The sequence below is a fragment of the Mycobacterium sp. genome, assembly GCF_049683355.1.
In the GTDB taxonomy this organism is placed as follows: domain Bacteria; phylum Actinomycetota; class Actinomycetes; order Mycobacteriales; family Mycobacteriaceae; genus Mycobacterium.
Genome location: NZ_JBAUJB010000345.1, coordinates 1 through 15,290, shown reverse-complemented (window position 1 = coordinate 15,290; position 15,290 = coordinate 1). Strand labels below are relative to the sequence as shown.

Below are 15,290 nucleotides of genomic sequence, written 5' to 3'. Positions count from 1 at the left end.
CGGTCAGCCGAGGTAGCCCTCGACCTCACCGGCGGGGCGCACCTGCGCGTCCCGGGGATCACCGCCGCTGTCCCGCAGCGCACGGCGCTGACGCAACAGATCCCAGCACTGGTCGAGTTGCACCTCGATCGACTGCAGCCGGCGGTGTTCCTCGGATTCGTCGATCTGGTGGTGCTGCAGCTTGTCGCGCAGCTCGGTCTCCTGGCTGATCAGCTCGTTGACGCGGTCCAGGATTTCTCTGTCGGATGCCACCCCACCAGTCTGCCGGACGGGGGCGTCCACCCCAAGAGACCTCGACAGACCGACCGTCGGTCGGTTAAGGTCGCAACCATGCGGGAGGTGAAGAAGCCCGACGTCCGCCGCAGCGAGATCGTCGACACAGCGTTGCGGTTGTTCGCAAGGAAGGGTTACGAGAAGACGACGGTCGAGGCCATCATCGGCGAGCTCGGCGTCGCCAAGGGGTGCTTCTATCACCACTTCCGGTCGAAGGAAGCGCTGTTCGACGCGTGCGCGACCGTTGCGGCGCAGGCGCTCACCGCCGAGTACCTCGCGATATTGCAGGACGTTTCGCTGGCCCCGGGAGCGCGTCTGGTGAGGTTCCTCGATCACACCTACCGGCTGGCCGAGGCGCCCGACGGTATCCTCCGCCAGCCGCAGCCTCCCGCCGTGACCGAGGTCGATCAGAAGATCTCCACCCTCGTGGCCGCTGACCTGCTGCCCGCGATGACTGTTCTCGTCGGTGACGGCAAGCGCTCAGGCGAATTCGATGTCGTTGACGCCGAGATGACCGCGGCCGCGGTGCTCGGAGCCCTGACGAACCTGCACAACGTCTACACCGGTCGCGCCGATCTGGACCTGGCGGCTCATCGACGCGGCGTGATCGCGTTGCTGGTCCGCATCCTCGGCGTCCCGCCCGGGCTCGGAGGCGGCTCCGATGCCTGAACCCGTCAGTTTTGTCTCGGGAGCCGGCCGCTGCCGCGGACTGGTCTACCCGGCCGTCACCACCGGCCCGAGTCCCTACGTGATCCTGTGCCCGGGATTCGGCGGCACCAAGGACACTCCCTCGCTGATCGCCGCGGCCGAGGAGTTCGCGCGTCACGGCTATCACGCGATGACGTTCGACTACCGCCACTTCGGGCTCAGCGACGGTGAACCACGACAGCTCGTCGATCTCGACGGTCAACTCGATGACATCCGTGCCGCGATCTCGTATGCACGGACGCGTCCCGACACCTCCGGCGTCGTGTTGTGGGCCACCTCGCTGGGCGGCGGGCACGTGGTGTCGGTCGCGGCCACCGGCCCCCAGCTCACGGCCGTGATCGCGCAGATCCCGTTCAACGGCTTCCCCCGGCGGGTACGCGGGCGGACGATGCGCGCCACGATGCGACTGCTGCTGGCCATGCTCACCGACCGTGTCCGCGGCTGGTTTTCATGCCCGCCGCGCTACATCGCCGCTGTCGGTGGGGAAGGTGAGCTGGCCGTGATGGTCGGCGAGGAAGCCGAACAGGCCGTCGCGGCGATGGACAGTCGGACATGGCGCAACGAGGTCGCCCCCAGGGCGCTCTTCGGCATGATGCGCTACCGGCCCGGAGATGTGGCAGCACAACTGGAGATGCCGGTTCTGGTCGCAGTCGGCGAGTTCGACCGGGAAACCGAAGAAGTCGACGCCGCACCGATCGCAGACCGCGCACCACACGGGGTGCTGCGGCGCTATCCCCTCGGCCACTTCGACTTCTACCGGCCGCAGAACCGTGAACGGGTGCTCGCCGATCAGATCCGATTTCTCGACGAGGTGACAGGGAGGAAGGTGTCGTGACAGACCGAACCGCCGATGTTCTCATCGCCGGCGCCGGCCCGAGCGGGCTGACGGCGGCGATCGAACTGGCACGCAGGGGAGTGCCGGTGCGGATCGTCGACGCCGCGTCAGGGCCCAATACCGAGACCAGGGCGCTGGGCATGCAGGCCCGGACCCTGGAGCTCTACCAGCATGCGGGTCTGGTGGAACCGCTGCTGGACCGCGGCCTTCGGGCCCGCATCTTCAACGTGTTCAGTGAGAACCGCCAGATTCTGCGGGCCGACTTCGTCGGACTGGACAGCCCGTATCCGTTCCTGTTGATGATCCCGCAGAACCACACCCAGATGTGCTGGCCGAGCACCTCGCCGCACTCGGCGTGGCGGTGGAGCGCAATGTCGAGCTGACCGGTCTGCACCAGGACCCCTACGGCGTGGCAGCCCGGCTGCGACATGCCGACGGGTCCCTCGAAGAGGCAAGGGCCACACGGCTTGTCGGCGCTGACGGTGCGCACAGCACGGGGCGGCACGAGCTCGGGGTCGGATTCGTCGGTTCGGCTTTCGAGGAGAACTTCGCCGTCGCCGACCTGCGCATGAACTGGTCCCTGCCGCACGACCAGTTCTTCGCATACCTCAATCGGGGCAGGTTCGTCGCCTACTTCCCGATGCTGCACGGTTGGCACCGGATCGCGGTGGCCCAGCCTGCTCACGCCGTGCCCGACGGCGACGTCACCCGCGACGAGTTGCAGGAGGCCGTCGACGTCTGCGCCCCCGCCGGCGCCACCATCGCCGAGATTCGGCAGGCAGGCCGGTTCCGGATCAACCAGCATCGCGCACAAACACACTCGAAGGGCCGCGTCTTCCTGGTGGGCGATGCCGCCCACATCCATTCGGTGGTCGGGGCGCAAGGCATGAACACCGGTATCGCCGACGCGATGAATCTCGGGTGGAAACTCGCCGCGGTGGCCCAGGGGACGGCGCCGCCTGAGCTGTTGGCCACGTACGCGACCGAACGCGCACCCGTCGCCGCCCGTCTGGTCAAGGGAACCCGAAGGGTGACCCGGATGACGTTGTTGCGCAACCCCGTATCGACGGCGTTCCGGCGCAGGGTGGCCCCGCTGGTGCTGGCCCGCCCGCACGTGCAACAGGCGTTGACCCGTGCCATCTCCCAGATCGATGTCTCCTATCACGATCACAGCGGCGCCGGGCCACGCTGCCGGGTCGCGGTGGGGGACCGGGCGCCCGCGCTTTTCGAGTTGGACCCGACGCGCCACACGCTCGCCTGGTTCGGACCTGAGCCGCCCGATATCGACAGGGCCACAGAGGGTTTCGTCGACGTCGTAGCCACGGTGGTGGTGGCAGACACCGCGGTGTGGCGACGCTACGGCCTTCCCGACGGAGGGCTGGCACTGATCCGCCCGGACGGCTACCTGGCCTACCTGGACGCGCACCGCGATCCCGCGGTGCTGCGCGCCCGGCTGAACCGGACATTCATCGAGCGTTGAGCTCGCAGTAGGGTGACGTGGTGGCTACCAAACCAGAAATCGACTTCCCCGACGGCCCCGCCCCGACCGAACTGCTGATCGAGGACATCGTCGTCGGCGACGGCATCGAGGCCGTTCCAGGCGCCAATGTCGAGGTGCACTACGTCGGCGTCGAATACGACACGGGCGAGGAATTCGACAGCTCGTGGAACCGGGGCGAGTCGATCGAGTTCCCGCTGCGCGGACTGATCCAGGGGTGGCAGGACGGCATCCCGGGCATGAAAGTCGGTGGGCGACGCAAGCTGACCGTTCCACCGGCGCAGGCATACGGACCGGCCGGGGGCGGGCACCGGCTCTCCGGTAAGACGCTGATCTTCGTCATCGACCTGCTGGCCACCCGCTGACCCCCCGCCGGAACTGCGTTCCAGGCGCCCCGAACTCGGGATTTCTCGCCTGGAATACCGTTCCGGCGAACGGGGCGGCTAACGCGGTCCGGGTAGTCGCAGCAGCAGCCGCGCCCCGCCCAGCGGGCTGGCCTCCAACGTCGCGGTGCCGCCGTGCAAGTCGGCCTGCTGAGCCACCAGCGCGAGGCCAAGCCCCGAGCCCGAGTGTGACGCGGTGGATCCTCGGGAGAACCTGTCGAACACGATCGTGCGTTCCTCCTCGGGCACCCCGACACCGTCGTCGTCGACCGCGATCTCGACCCCGGCCCGCGAGCTGACCGCCGAGAGCTGCACCCGGCCGGCGCCGCCGTGCTTGACCGCGTTGGCGATCGCGTTGTCCACCGCAAGCCGCAGGCCCGCCGGCAGGCCGACGATGATCACCGTCGGCGCGGGAACCAACGACACGTCCAGGTCGGGGAACACCCGCATCGCGTCCTGCGCAGCCCGGTCGAGCAGTTCGGTGATGTCCACCGGCACGTGGTCGTCCTCGGTGGACAACTCGCCCTGCGCGAGACGTTCCAGTGCCCCCAGCGTGGCCTCGATGCGGGTCTGCGTGCGGATGACATCGCCGACGACCTCTTTGCGCTGGTCCTCGGCCAGGTCCAGCGTGGCGAGCACCTCGAGGTTGGTGCGCATCGCGGTCAGCGGCGTCCGCAACTCGTGCGCCGAGACCGACGCGAAGTCGCGCGCCGAGTCCAGCGCGGCCTTGGTGTTGCCCTGCTCCTTCCAGATGCGCTGCAGCATGCCGTTGACGGCGTCGGCGATCTCCACCGCTTCGCTGGCGCCGCGCACCTCGACATCGGGAGCTTCGTCGCCGGCGTCGATCTGGCGGGTCTGCTGTGCCAGCCGTTTGAGCGGCCGCACCGCGAACGCCGCGAGCAGCCAGCCGAGCAGGGTTGCCGCGCCCACCGAGAACACACACAGGATCAGCACTCTTCGGTGCAGGTTGTTGGTGTCGGCAATGGTCGCGTCGTAGGTCGCGCCGACCGCCACCGACATCGGCTCGGGCAGCCGGATGTCGACCGTGCGCACCCGGTAGCGGACATCACCGACGTAGGTGTCCCCGTAGCCGGGTTCCAGCTGGGGCAGCACCACCTTGGAGTTCGAGGTCACCGGGCCGTCTGGGCGGCGCACCGTGATGATCGCGTCCTGGTCGTTGGGTGATGTCGGGATCTCGTCGAGGCCGCGGGGCAGGAACGGGATCGCGAAACCGGCCGCCTCGTCGAGGCGGCGGTCCAGGCGTTCCTTGCGGTCGTTGGTGATGCCGATCCACACCACGCTGCCGACGATGACGACGACGATCGCCGCGCCGAGCGCGGTGGCCAGCGCGACGCGGGTTCGCAGCGACGGGGTGCGCCGGAAGATCCGCGACAGCGCGCTCACTGATGTCTGTTCTTCGCGCGAGCGCTCATCACTGACGTCTGTTCTTCGCGCGAGCGCTCATCACTGCTGCCTGAGGACGAACCCCACGCCGCGGACGGTGTGCAGCAGCCGCGGTGCACCGTTGGCCTCGAGTTTTCTTCGCAGGTACCCGATGAAGACGTCGACGACGTTGGTGTCTGCGGCGAAGTCGTACCCCCAGACCAGCTCGAGTAGCTGCGCGCGGGACAACACGGCGGTCTTGTGCTCGGCGAGCACTGCCAGCAGGTCGAACTCCCGTTTGGTCAGGTCGACGTCGACACCGTCGACCCGCGCGCGCCTACCGGGGATGTCGACCTCGAGCGGGCCGACCGCGATCGTCTCCGACGAGAACGTCGCCGTCGACCCCCGCCTGCGCAGCAGCGCCTTGACCCGTGCCACCAGCTCGGCCAGCACGAACGGCTTGACCAGGTAGTCGTCGGCGCCGGCCTCCAGCCCCGCTACCCGGTCGTCGACCGACGAACGCGCCGAGAGCACACACACCGGCACGTCGTTGTCCATCGCGCGCAACGCGGTCACCACCGAGACACCGTCGAGCACCGGCATGTTGATGTCGAGCACGATCGCGTCGGGCCTGGTCTCGGTCGCGCTGCGGAGCGCTTCTGCGCCGTCGACCGCGGTGAACACCTCGAACCCGGACAGTCGCAGCCCCCGCTCCAGCGACGCCAGGACGTCGGGATCGTCGTCGACCACGAGCACCCTGGGCGACCCCACACCACTGTCCATGCCCGCAATCTTGCCCGATGCGAGGCCTAGGCTGGGGGAGGCTGCGCCACAGCACGAGATCCGACTTCTGGCGCCGACCACTCGCACTTGCCCCTGCAAAACCCGGATCTGGCATCGAATGATCACCGTCGATCGCCCGGGAAGGCTTTGACCTCATCCATCGTTGAGGTTCTACGGTGAAAACATGAGTTTGGAAACGGTTGCCCGGCAATCGCTCTACCGGCAGACGCGGGCGCGTGGCGGCGACCTGCGTTCGCTGGCGGATCGTCGCCTGCTGGGCCGTATCTGGCGGTTCGCCGCGCGGCATCACCGCAGGCTGGCGGTGTTTCTGGGGTTCAGCGTCGTCGGTGCGGTGTTGACCGTGGTGACGCCGCTGCTGGCGGGGCGTGTCGTCGACGAGATCACCGGTGCGGGCAGTTCTGCGGTGGTGGCGAGGCTGGCGGCCGTGATCGCCGCGGTCGCCGTCGGCGAAGCGGTGGTGTCGCTGCTGACGCGCTGGTTGTCGTCGAGGATCGGTGAGGGTCTGATCCTCGACCTGCGTACCGCGGTGTTCGACCACGTTCAGCGGATGCCGGTGGCATTCTTCACCCGCACCCGCACGGGCGCTCTGGTCAGCCGGCTGGGCAACGACGTGATGGGTGCTCAGCGGGCGTTCTCCGACACGCTGTCCGGGGTGGTGTCCAACCTCGTCACGCTGACGCTGACGCTGGTGGTGATGCTGAGCATCTCGTGGCAGATCACGCTGGCCTCGCTGGCGCTGATGCCGCTGTTCCTGATCCCGGCCCGGCGGATCGGCAGCACGATGGCCCGGTTGTCGCGGGAGGCGGCGGCGCACAACGCGACGATGAACACCCAGATGACCGAGCGCTTTTCGGCGCCGGGGGCGACGCTGGTGAAGTTGTTCGGCGACGCGACCAGCGAATCCCGGGAGTTCCGGGTGCGGGCCGGCCGGGTGCGCGACATCGGGGTGCGTACCGCGATGCTGCAGGCGACGTTCATGAACTCGCTGACGCTGATGTCGGCGCTGGCCCTGGCGTTGGTGTACGGACTGGGTGGGGCGCTGGCCATCGGCGGGCAGCTGCAGGCAGGCGCGATCGTGTCGCTGGCGCTGCTGCTCACCCGGCTGTACGCGCCGCTGACCGCACTGGCCAACGCGCGGGTGGAGGTCGCCACGGCGCTGGTCAGTTTCGAGCGGGTCTTCGAAGTGCTGGATCTGGTGCCGCTGATCCGGGAGCGCCCGGATGCGACCGATGTCCCGGCCGGACCGGTATCGGTGGAATTCGATGACGTCCGCTTCTCCTATCCGGCCGCGGACAAGGTGTCGCTGGCGTCGCTGGAAGAGGTGGCCGAGCTGGACGATCGCGGCGGCGAGGAGGTACTGCACGGATTGTCGTTCACCGCGCGGCCGGGTGAGATGGTGGCGCTGGTCGGGCCGTCGGGAGCCGGGAAGTCCACGACGGCGGCACTGCTGGCGCGGCTCTACGACGTCGACTCCGGCGCCGTCCGGCTCAACGGTGTCGACGTGCGCGACCTGACGTTCGCGTCGCTGAAGGCCACCGTCGGCATGGTCACCCAGGACGGCCACCTGTTCCACGAGTCGATCCGGTCGAATCTGTTGTTGGCCGCGCCGCAGGCGAGCGACGACCAGTTGTGGGAGGCACTGGAGCGGGCGCGGCTCGCCGACCTCGTCGCCGACATGCCCGACGGGCTGGACACTGTGGTGGGCGAGCGCGGCTACCGGCTCTCCGGGGGGCAGCGGCAGCGGCTGACGATCGCGCGGGTGCTGCTGGCGTCTCCGCAGGTGGTGGTCCTCGACGAGGCGACGGCGTCGCTGGACTCGGAGTCGGAGGCCGCCGTGCAGCAGGCACTGGCCGAGGCGCTGGCAGGCCGGACGTCGATCGTCATCGCCCACCGCCTGTCCACCGTGCGGGCCGCCGACGTCATCCTGGTGGTCGAGGACGGGCGCGTCGTCGAGCGCGGCACCCACGAGCAGCTGCTGTCCCGCGGCGGCCGGTACGCCGAGCTGTACCGCACCCAGTTCGGCACCACCCGCCGGAACTGTATTCCAGCAGGCGCGCACTCGAACATTCCCTGCCGGAATACAGTTCCGGCGGAGGGGTTAATCCCTTGCGCGCAATGGGAAGATGTTCTAAGTGAGTGACCCCTTGAACGCGCTTCGGGCGGCGCCCGCGATCGGCCCCCCGGCCAGGCGGGTGAGGCCGAGCTCGGATCTGTGGCGGATGCTGCCGTACCTGATGCCCTACCGGGTGCGCTGGATCGCGATGATCATCACCGCGCTCGCCAGCCTGGGCGCCACCGTGGCCATCCCGCTGATGACCAAAGCGGTCATCGACGGCCCGGTCCGCCACCAGGACCAGCAGGGCCTCTGGGTGGTCGGCGCCGCGGCGATGGCGGTGGGTGTCGCCGAGGCGGTGCTGTGGTTCATCCGACGCTGGCTGGTGTCGCGCGCCACGATGGGCGTGGAGGCCGACATCCGCAAAGACCTCTACGCGCGGCTGCAGATCCTGCCGATGTCGTTCCACGGCCGGTGGCAGTCGGGCCAGCTGCTGTCGCGGATCATGAACGACCTGGGCACGATTCGCCGATTCATGTCGTTCGGCCTGATCTTCCTGATGCTCAACGTCCTGCAGATCGCGGTAGTCACCGCGATCCTGCTGGCGATGTACTGGCCGCTCGGCGTTGTCGTGCTGGTGTCGATCGTGCCGATCACGCTGACGGTGCTGCACTTCCAGCAGGAGTACACCCGGCTGTCGCGGCTGGCCCAGGACCAGGCCGGCCACGTGGCCACGCACGTCGAGGAGTCGGCCCTCGGTCTTCGCGTCGTGAAGTCCTTCGGCCGCGAGGACTACGTCTACCAACGGTTCGACGACCAACTGACCGACCTGTACGACACCCAGGTGAGGCGGGTGTCGGTGTCGGCGAAGTTCTGGACGCTGCTGGAGATCATCCCGAACCTGACGCTGATCATCGTGCTCGGTTTCGGGGCGTACGCGGCCGGCCACGGATATGTGACGATGGGCACGCTCGTCGCCTTCATCACGATGATGCTGTCCCTGGTGTGGCCGATCGCGTCGCTGGGTTTTCTGCTGTCGATGACGCAGGAATCCTTCACCGCGGCCAACCGCATCGCCGAGATCTTCGACGCGCCCCGCGAGATCACCGACGGCCCCCGGGACCAGACCCCGCGAGGCGGTCGGCTGGAGCTCATCGATGTCGGGTTCAGGTTTCCTGACAGCGAGGACTGGGTTCTGCGGCACGTCACCGTCACCGTCGAGCCGGGTGAGACGCTCGCGCTCGTCGGCACCACCGGCGCGGGCAAGTCGGTGCTGATCGGGCTGATCTCCCGGCTCTACGACGTCAGCGAGGGGGAGATCCGCATCGACGCCCAGGACATCCGCGAGCTGTCCCTGGATGCGCTGCGGGACGCGGTCGCGACCGCGTTCGAGGATCCGACGCTGTTCTCGATGTCGGTGGCAGAGAACCTGCGGCTGGGTCGTCCGGGTGCCACCGACGCCGAGCTGCGCCAGGCGGTCGAGGTGGCCGCGGCGCAGTTCGTCTACGACCTGCCGTTCGGCTTGGACACCCGCATCGGGGAACAGGGCATGAGCCTGTCCGGTGGTCAGCGCCAACGGCTTTCGCTGGCGCGCGCGATCCTGGCCGACCCGAGGATCCTGGTGCTCGACGACACGCTTTCCGCGTTGGACGTCCACACCGAGGCGGTGGTCGAGGAGGCGCTGCGCCGGGTGCTGCACGACGTGACCGGCATCGTGGTGGCACACCGGGCGTCGACGGTGATGCTCGCTGACCGGGTGGGGCTGTTGCAGGACGGCACCATCACCCACGTCGGCACCCACGCCGAGATGCTCGCCGAGGTCCCCGAGTACCGGTACCTGCTGGCCGCCGACGACGAGCTCGACGACGGTGCCGAACGTGACTGTGTCTGGGAGGCCGACAAGCCGGTTGCGCGGATCGACGGCGACGAAGAGGACGCGCGCTCGCAGCTCGAAGACCGAGTGCTGGAGGGCCGGTGACGACCGCCGACGAGCGCTCGCGCGAGGAGAAGACGATCACCGACTGGCGCGGCAAGTTCGACGAGCAGGGCGACCTGCCGATCGACGAGACGGTGCCGCGACGGCGCGAAGCGCGGGCACTGCTGGGTTCGCTGCTGCGGCCGTACAAGTGGAGCTTGTCGGCACTGGCCGTCGTCGTCGTCGTGGAGAACGTTGCGCGGCTGTCGGTTCCGCTGCTGGTGCAGAAGGGCATCGACGACGGCATCCCGCCACTGGCCGACGGGGGCCCGGCGAACGTCCTGCTGATGATCGTCGGCGCGTTGTGTGCGGTGGTGGTGGTGCAGGCGGTCAGCCGGATGTTCTTCCTGCGCCGTTCCGGACGCATCGGCCAGAAGGTGCTGCGCGAACTGCGCAGGCGGGTTTTCCGCCATTTCGGCCGTCTGGACATCGCGTTTCACGACCGCTACACCTCCGGCCGGGTGTTGAGCCGGTCCACCAACGACGTCGAGGCCATCCAGGACATGCTGGAAACCGGATTCGACAGCCTGATCACCGCGGTGCTCACGCTGTTCGGCACCGCGGTGCTGTTGGTGGTGCTCGACGCCAAACTCGGGCTGATGTGCCTGGCGGCGTTTCCGGTGCTGGTCGTGCTGGTCTGGTGGTTCCACGATCGCTCGTCGAAGATCTACCGCGAGGTGCGGGAGATGTCAGCGCTGGTCATCGTGCAGTTCGTCGAGACGATGACAGGCATCAAGGCGGTGCAGGCCTACCGGCGCGAGCCGCGCAACCAGGAGATCTTCGAAGACGTCGCCGACCGCTACCGGGTGATCAACGAGAAGACGTTTCGGCTGCTGGCCGTGTTCATGCCGGGCGTCAAGCTGGTCGGCAACCTGACCACCGGCGTGGTACTGCTCTACGGCGGCTACCGGGTGCTGCAGGGCGAGATGACGATCGGCACGTTGACGGCGTTCCTGCTCTACCTGCGGATGTTCTTCGAGCCGATGCAGGAGATCTCGCAGTTCTTCAACACCTTCCAGTCCGCATCGTCGGCGCTGGAGAAGCTCGCCGGCGTGCTCGCCGAGAAGCCGGGCATCAAGGACCCCGAGCATCCGGTCACCCTCGACACGGTCCGCGGGGAGATCGCCTTCGACGACGTGTATTTCGAGTATGCGCGTGGCCGACCGGTGTTGCCCGGCCTGGACCTGGTGGTACCGGCGGGCCAGACGGTGGCCCTGGTCGGCACCACAGGTGCGGGCAAGACGACGATCGCCAAACTGGTCACCCGGTTCTACGACCCGGTGTCGGGATCGGTGACGCTCGACGGGGTGGACCTGCGCCAGATGACGCAGGCCGAACTGCGTCGGCACGCCGTGATGGTGACCCAGGAGAACTTCATGTTCGACGGCACCGTCGCCGACAACATTCGTTTCGGGAGACCGGATGCCACCGACGAAGAGGTCCGGGGCGCGGCCGAGGCGGTGGGCGCGCACAGCTTCATCGAGGCCCTGCCCGAGGGGTACGACACCGACGTCGCCAAGCGGGGCGGGCGGCTGTCGGCGGGGCAGCGGCAACTCGTCGCGTTCGCGCGCGCGTTCCTGGCCGATCCGGCGGTGTTGATCCTCGACGAGGCGACGTCGTCACTGGACATCCCGAGCGAGCGGATGGTGCAGCGGGCGCTGGAGACGGTGTTGACCGACCGGACCGCGCTGGTGATCGCGCACCGGTTGTCGACGGTGCAGATCGCCGACCGGCTGCTGGTTCTCGAGCACGGCCGCATCGTGGAGGACGGTTCGCCGGAAGAGCTCACCTCTCGCGAGGGCGGCCACTACGCCGCGCTGCACCAGTCGTGGGTGCAGTCGCTGGCCTGACAGCCCGAAAGCGGTTTCTGGCCGGGCCCCGGCGCGTCAGGTGTACCTGTGACGGGTGTTAATGGATGATGCAGAAGTGGTTAGCATCGGCACGATCGATGAGAGGCCGACGGCTCAGGCCGGCACTGTGGCGGCAGAACCCGCCGAACAGCCGCCGGCACCGCCCGAATCGGCGCAGGAACAACCAGACCGCCGGCAGGAACAGGCCCCGAAACCGGCGAGGCCGCGGCGGGATTATGCCGCCGACTTCGGCCGGTTCGCGACCACCGTGGGTTCGGCGCTGACCAGGCTCGGCGCAGGCGTGGCCCGGTGCGCTGCAGTCTTCCTCGCAGCCTGCGCCCGGGGCCTCACGGCTGGGTGGCGCATCGTCGCAGAGATACCGCCGGCACTTCGACTGCTCGGCGCACTCGCGTTGTCGGTGGTGTTGAGCGTCTTCGGATCGGTGACGTTCGGCAGCGCGCTCGGAACGATGTTCGCCGTCGTGCTGGTCCCCTGCTTCTCGCTGGCGCTCGGCGTCGTCGCGCACAAGTGGTACGCAGGTCTCGGTCGAGAGGGCGCACCCGGTCAGATCGCCGACCGCGTCGCCCCGCCTTCGGCACAGCTCGAGCGCTCGGTCGAGTTCGTGGACACCAAGCTGGCATTCGCCCTCAGCTCGTTCGGGACCGAGAGGCACCAGCAGGCCGTGATCGCGCTGATCCAGGCCAAGACCGCCACCGAGCTCGCAAGGTCGGCAGCGCCCGTGGCCGTTCCGTCCGACAGGCCGCGGATCAGGGACGGCGGAGCGCCGACGATTTCACAGCATGCCGACGCTGCGGACCCGGACCGTTCATGACCGAGCCGATCACCGGGTCGGTGGCGCTCGTGGAGGACGAGTACACGCTTGTCATCAACAAAGGCGCGCACGCGGGCGTGGCGCCCGGCATGGTGTTCGCGGTGTTCTCGGGGACGGGCCAGGTGGTCACCGATCCGGAGTCCGGGCGCGTCCTGGGGAGGCTGGCTGAAGAGACGCTGCGGGTGAAGGTGTTCGACGTCCATGAATTGTTCGCTCGTGCCGAGACTTTCAGCACCGATGTCTCCCGACGGCCCGGCAAACCGACTGCCGACATTCTCGATACCGTGCAGAACCAGCTCCTCGACGGCGCGGCGGCCCCGATCGTCAATGGCGTGGCCGAGCTCGCGCGCCTTGCCGGCGACGCACTCCCGCAGGACCTGTCGGTGGCCGCGGTCTCGGGTGAGGTTGTCACCGTGAACGTGGGCGACGCGGTCGAACTGGTGCAGACCTCGCCGTCGGTGCTGTGACGGCTAGCGGAAATCCGCGAAGAATCCGCTGACCTCCCCGACGAACAGCACGGGCTGTTCGAAGGCCGCGAAGTGGCCGCCGCGGGGCATGTCCGTCCACCGGGTGATGTTGTAGTTGGCCTCACACCAGTGCCGTGGCGCGCGCAGGATCTCCTTGGGGAAGGCCGCAACGCCGGTGGGAAGCGCCACCGGAGCGCCACCGCCGAAGCTGCCGAAGCTCTCCCAGTACAGCCGGGCCGATGAGGCACCCGCGCCGTTGACCCAGTACATCATCACGTTGTCGAGAAGTTCGTCCTTGGTGAGGATGTTCTCGGGGTGACCCTCACAGTCCATCCACGACCAGAACTTCTCCACGATCCAGGCCAGTTGCCCGACCGGAGAATCGACCAGGCCGTACCCCAGCGTCTGTGGCCGGGTCGCCTGCTGCTTCGAATAGCCCGAATCCCACTGTCGGTAGTAGCCGAGCCGCTCGAGGGCCGCGGATTCCTCTGCTGTCGGCTCCCGTAGATCCTTGGGCGGCCGGCCGAACGGCATGTTGGTGTGGATCGCCACGCAGTGTCGGCCGTTGCGGCCGATCGCGGTGGTGACCGCGGCGCCCCAGTCCCCGCCTTGCGCGCCGTACCGTTGGTATCCGAGGCGCACCATCAGCTCGTCCCACGCCTCGGCGATGCGCTCGACACCCCAGCCGGTGGCCGCCGGCTTGCCGGAGAACCCGTAGCCGGGCAGCGATGGGCAGACGACGTCGAACCCGGCGTCGGTGAGTGGCCCGATCACCTTGTGGAACTCGACGACCGAACCCGGCCAGCCGTGGGTGACGATCAGCGGGAAGGCGTCGTCGCGGCCGCACCGCTGGTGAATGAAATGGATTGGAAGACCGTCGATCTCGGTGGTGAACTGGTCGAACCGGTTGAGTGCGGCCTCCCTTGAGCGCCAGTCGTACTCGTCGGCCCAGTACTGCGCCAGCTCCCGGGTGTAGGCCAACGGGATGCCCTGGCTCCAGTCGTCGACGCATTCGGCGTCCGGCCACCGGGTGCGTTTCAACCGAGCGGCGAGGTCGGCCAGGACGTCATCGGGCACGTCGATTCGGTACGGCTGGATCTGGGCCATGGTCCAGTCAGGATAATCGGTGGCTGTGGGCACCCCGACTCTCGTCCTGATCGCCGTCACGACGCTTGCGGCGTGCATCTCGCTGGGCGGTGCCGTCTACGAGGCGGTTGTCGTCGACCCCTACTGGCCCAAACGGCCGGGCATCGTCCAATCACACAACGGTGGCATCTCGCGGGTGCGGTTCTGGCTGCCGGTACACACCCTGTTCGAGGTGCTGCTCGTCGTGACGCTGGTCCTCACCTGGGGCGACGCGGATGTCGGCGCGGCGCTGCTGGTGGCGTTGGTCAGCCACGCGGTGATGCGGATCTGGTCGGCCTTCGACCTGTTGCCGAAGGCCGCGGCGTTCGAGAGGAAGGACCCGGCCGACGTCGATGAAGCAGCGGCTGTCGGCTGGACCCGGCGCAGCCTGCTGCGGCTGCCGCTGCTTCTGGTGACCTGCGGAGCGATGCTGGCGGCGCTGGCGGCGGGGTGAGCTTCGAGCCGTTGAGACTGCAGCCACGGCGCTGGCCACTCGAACTTTGTCTGCGTGAGCGCAGCCTCAAACATCAGCCGGGCAGGCCGATGCGGCGGTAGCGGTCGAACCGGGCGGCCCGTCGCTGGTCTGTCGGGACCGAGCGCAACCGATGCAACTCGTGGGCGATGGTGGCCGACAGCCGATGGGTGAACTCCTCGGGTTCGTCCGCGGCGTCGGGACGCTCGGCAACGATCGCGTCGACGATGCCGTTGCGCAGCAGCTCTGCCGACCGAATACCCTGTGCAGCAGCAAGTTCCGGCGCGTGATCGAGATCGCGAAACACGATCGCGCTGGCCCCCTCCGGCGGCAGTGGCGCCAGCCAGCCGTGCAGCGCGGCCAACACCCGGTCCGCGGGCACCATCGCCAGGGCGGGGCCGCCGCTGCCCTGCCCGAGCAGCACCGACACCGTAGGGGTGTCCAGCGTGACCAGCTCGGCCAGGCAGCGGGCGATCTCGCCGGCCAGCCCACCCTGCTCCGCTTCGGTGGACAGCGCAGGTCCGGCGGTGTCGATGACGAGGACCAGCGGCAGCCTCAGGCCGGCGGCCAACGCCATCCCGCGACGGGCTTCCCGCAGCGCGGCCGGGCCCACCAGGCCACCCACCACCCGC

The 15,290-nt window shown here is 68.5% G+C and carries 16 protein-coding genes; 11 read left to right on the top strand and 5 right to left on the bottom strand.

Annotated elements, in window-relative coordinates; all coding sequences use genetic code 11:
- Positions 1 to 3 precede the first annotated feature (3 nt).
- A complete protein-coding gene (locus WA944_RS19740) occupies positions 4 to 252 on the bottom strand; it encodes a DUF2630 family protein (protein ID WP_526371474.1) in 249 nt (82 codons plus the stop codon).
- Between the two features lie 78 nt (positions 253 to 330).
- On the opposite strand from WA944_RS19740, the gene WA944_RS19735 reads away from it, so the two are divergent.
- Genes WA944_RS19735 through WA944_RS19715 form a run of 5 tightly spaced genes read left to right on the top strand, consistent with a single transcriptional unit; the run spans position 331 to position 3,679 of the window.
- Positions 331 to 942 (top strand): TetR/AcrR family transcriptional regulator, encoded by a 612-nt coding sequence (locus WA944_RS19735; protein WP_526371472.1) that lies wholly within the window; start codon positions 331 to 333, stop codon positions 940 to 942.
- Positions 935 to 1,816: an alpha/beta hydrolase gene (locus WA944_RS19730; protein ID WP_526371470.1), complete on the top strand. Its 882-nt coding sequence runs from the start codon at positions 935 to 937 to the stop codon at positions 1,814 to 1,816. The genes WA944_RS19735 and WA944_RS19730 overlap by 8 nt, the downstream gene beginning before the upstream one ends.
- On the top strand, positions 1,813 to 2,199 hold the full coding sequence (locus WA944_RS19725) for an FAD-dependent oxidoreductase (RefSeq protein ID WP_526371468.1): 387 nt from the start codon (positions 1,813 to 1,815) through the stop codon (positions 2,197 to 2,199). The genes WA944_RS19730 and WA944_RS19725 overlap by 4 nt, the downstream gene beginning before the upstream one ends.
- Positions 2,142 to 3,296 (top strand): FAD-dependent oxidoreductase, encoded by a 1,155-nt coding sequence (locus WA944_RS19720; RefSeq protein WP_526371466.1) that lies wholly within the window; start codon positions 2,142 to 2,144, stop codon positions 3,294 to 3,296. Before WA944_RS19725 ends, WA944_RS19720 begins: the two co-directional genes overlap by 58 nt.
- A 20-nt stretch (positions 3,297 to 3,316) precedes the next feature.
- Positions 3,317 to 3,679 carry an FKBP-type peptidyl-prolyl cis-trans isomerase gene (locus WA944_RS19715; RefSeq protein ID WP_526371464.1) on the top strand — a complete coding sequence of 121 codons (363 nt, stop codon included), beginning with the start codon at positions 3,317 to 3,319 and terminating at the stop codon, positions 3,677 to 3,679.
- A 78-nt stretch (positions 3,680 to 3,757) separates the two neighbouring features.
- On the opposite strand, the gene WA944_RS19710 is transcribed toward WA944_RS19715, so the two are convergent.
- Positions 3,758 to 5,101, bottom strand: coding sequence for a HAMP domain-containing sensor histidine kinase (locus tag WA944_RS19710; RefSeq protein ID WP_526371462.1), 1,344 nt, complete (start codon positions 5,099 to 5,101; stop codon positions 3,758 to 3,760).
- A gap of 60 nt (positions 5,102 to 5,161) precedes the next feature.
- Positions 5,162 to 5,872 (bottom strand): two-component system response regulator PrrA, encoded by a 711-nt coding sequence (prrA, locus tag WA944_RS19705; RefSeq protein ID WP_163896415.1) that lies wholly within the window; start codon positions 5,870 to 5,872, stop codon positions 5,162 to 5,164.
- Positions 5,873 to 6,047: 175 nt separating this feature from the next.
- Here prrA and WA944_RS19700 point away from each other — a divergent pair, with 175 nt between their 5' ends.
- The 5 genes from WA944_RS19700 to WA944_RS19680 all read left to right on the top strand — a co-directional run bounded on the left by WA944_RS19700 (position 6,048) and on the right by WA944_RS19680 (position 13,061).
- Positions 6,048 to 8,024, top strand: coding sequence for an ABC transporter ATP-binding protein (locus WA944_RS19700; protein ID WP_526647265.1), 1,977 nt, complete (start codon positions 6,048 to 6,050; stop codon positions 8,022 to 8,024).
- Entirely contained in the window at positions 8,017 to 9,915 is a 1,899-nt protein-coding gene (locus tag WA944_RS19695; protein WP_526374208.1) for an ABC transporter ATP-binding protein, read from the top strand. The genes WA944_RS19700 and WA944_RS19695 overlap by 8 nt, the downstream gene beginning before the upstream one ends.
- Positions 9,912 to 11,762, top strand: a complete 1,851-nt coding sequence (locus tag WA944_RS19690) for an ABC transporter ATP-binding protein (RefSeq protein WP_526647264.1) — start codon at positions 9,912 to 9,914, stop codon at positions 11,760 to 11,762. Before WA944_RS19695 ends, WA944_RS19690 begins: the two co-directional genes overlap by 4 nt.
- 76 nt (positions 11,763 to 11,838) lie before the next feature.
- Complete coding sequence (locus tag WA944_RS19685) at positions 11,839 to 12,594, top strand: hypothetical protein (protein ID WP_526374206.1); 756 nt, start codon at positions 11,839 to 11,841, stop codon at positions 12,592 to 12,594.
- Positions 12,591 to 13,061: a hypothetical protein gene (locus tag WA944_RS19680; protein WP_526374205.1), complete on the top strand. Its 471-nt coding sequence runs from the start codon at positions 12,591 to 12,593 to the stop codon at positions 13,059 to 13,061. Before WA944_RS19685 ends, WA944_RS19680 begins: the two co-directional genes overlap by 4 nt.
- 3 nt (positions 13,062 to 13,064) lie before the next feature.
- On the opposite strand, the gene WA944_RS19675 is transcribed toward WA944_RS19680, so the two are convergent.
- On the bottom strand, positions 13,065 to 14,168 hold the full coding sequence (locus WA944_RS19675) for an alpha/beta fold hydrolase (RefSeq protein ID WP_526374204.1): 1,104 nt from the start codon (positions 14,166 to 14,168) through the stop codon (positions 13,065 to 13,067).
- A 25-nt stretch (positions 14,169 to 14,193) separates the two neighbouring features.
- Between WA944_RS19675 and WA944_RS19670 the strand changes: the two genes are divergently transcribed.
- Positions 14,194 to 14,640 carry a hypothetical protein gene (locus tag WA944_RS19670; RefSeq protein ID WP_526374210.1) on the top strand — a complete coding sequence of 149 codons (447 nt, stop codon included), beginning with the start codon at positions 14,194 to 14,196 and terminating at the stop codon, positions 14,638 to 14,640.
- Positions 14,641 to 14,713: 73 nt separating this feature from the next.
- Here WA944_RS19670 and WA944_RS19665 read toward each other — a convergent pair.
- Positions 14,714 to 15,290, bottom strand: a 577-nt coding sequence (locus WA944_RS19665; protein WP_526647263.1) for a carboxyl transferase domain-containing protein, incomplete at its 5' end; no start/stop codon positions are given.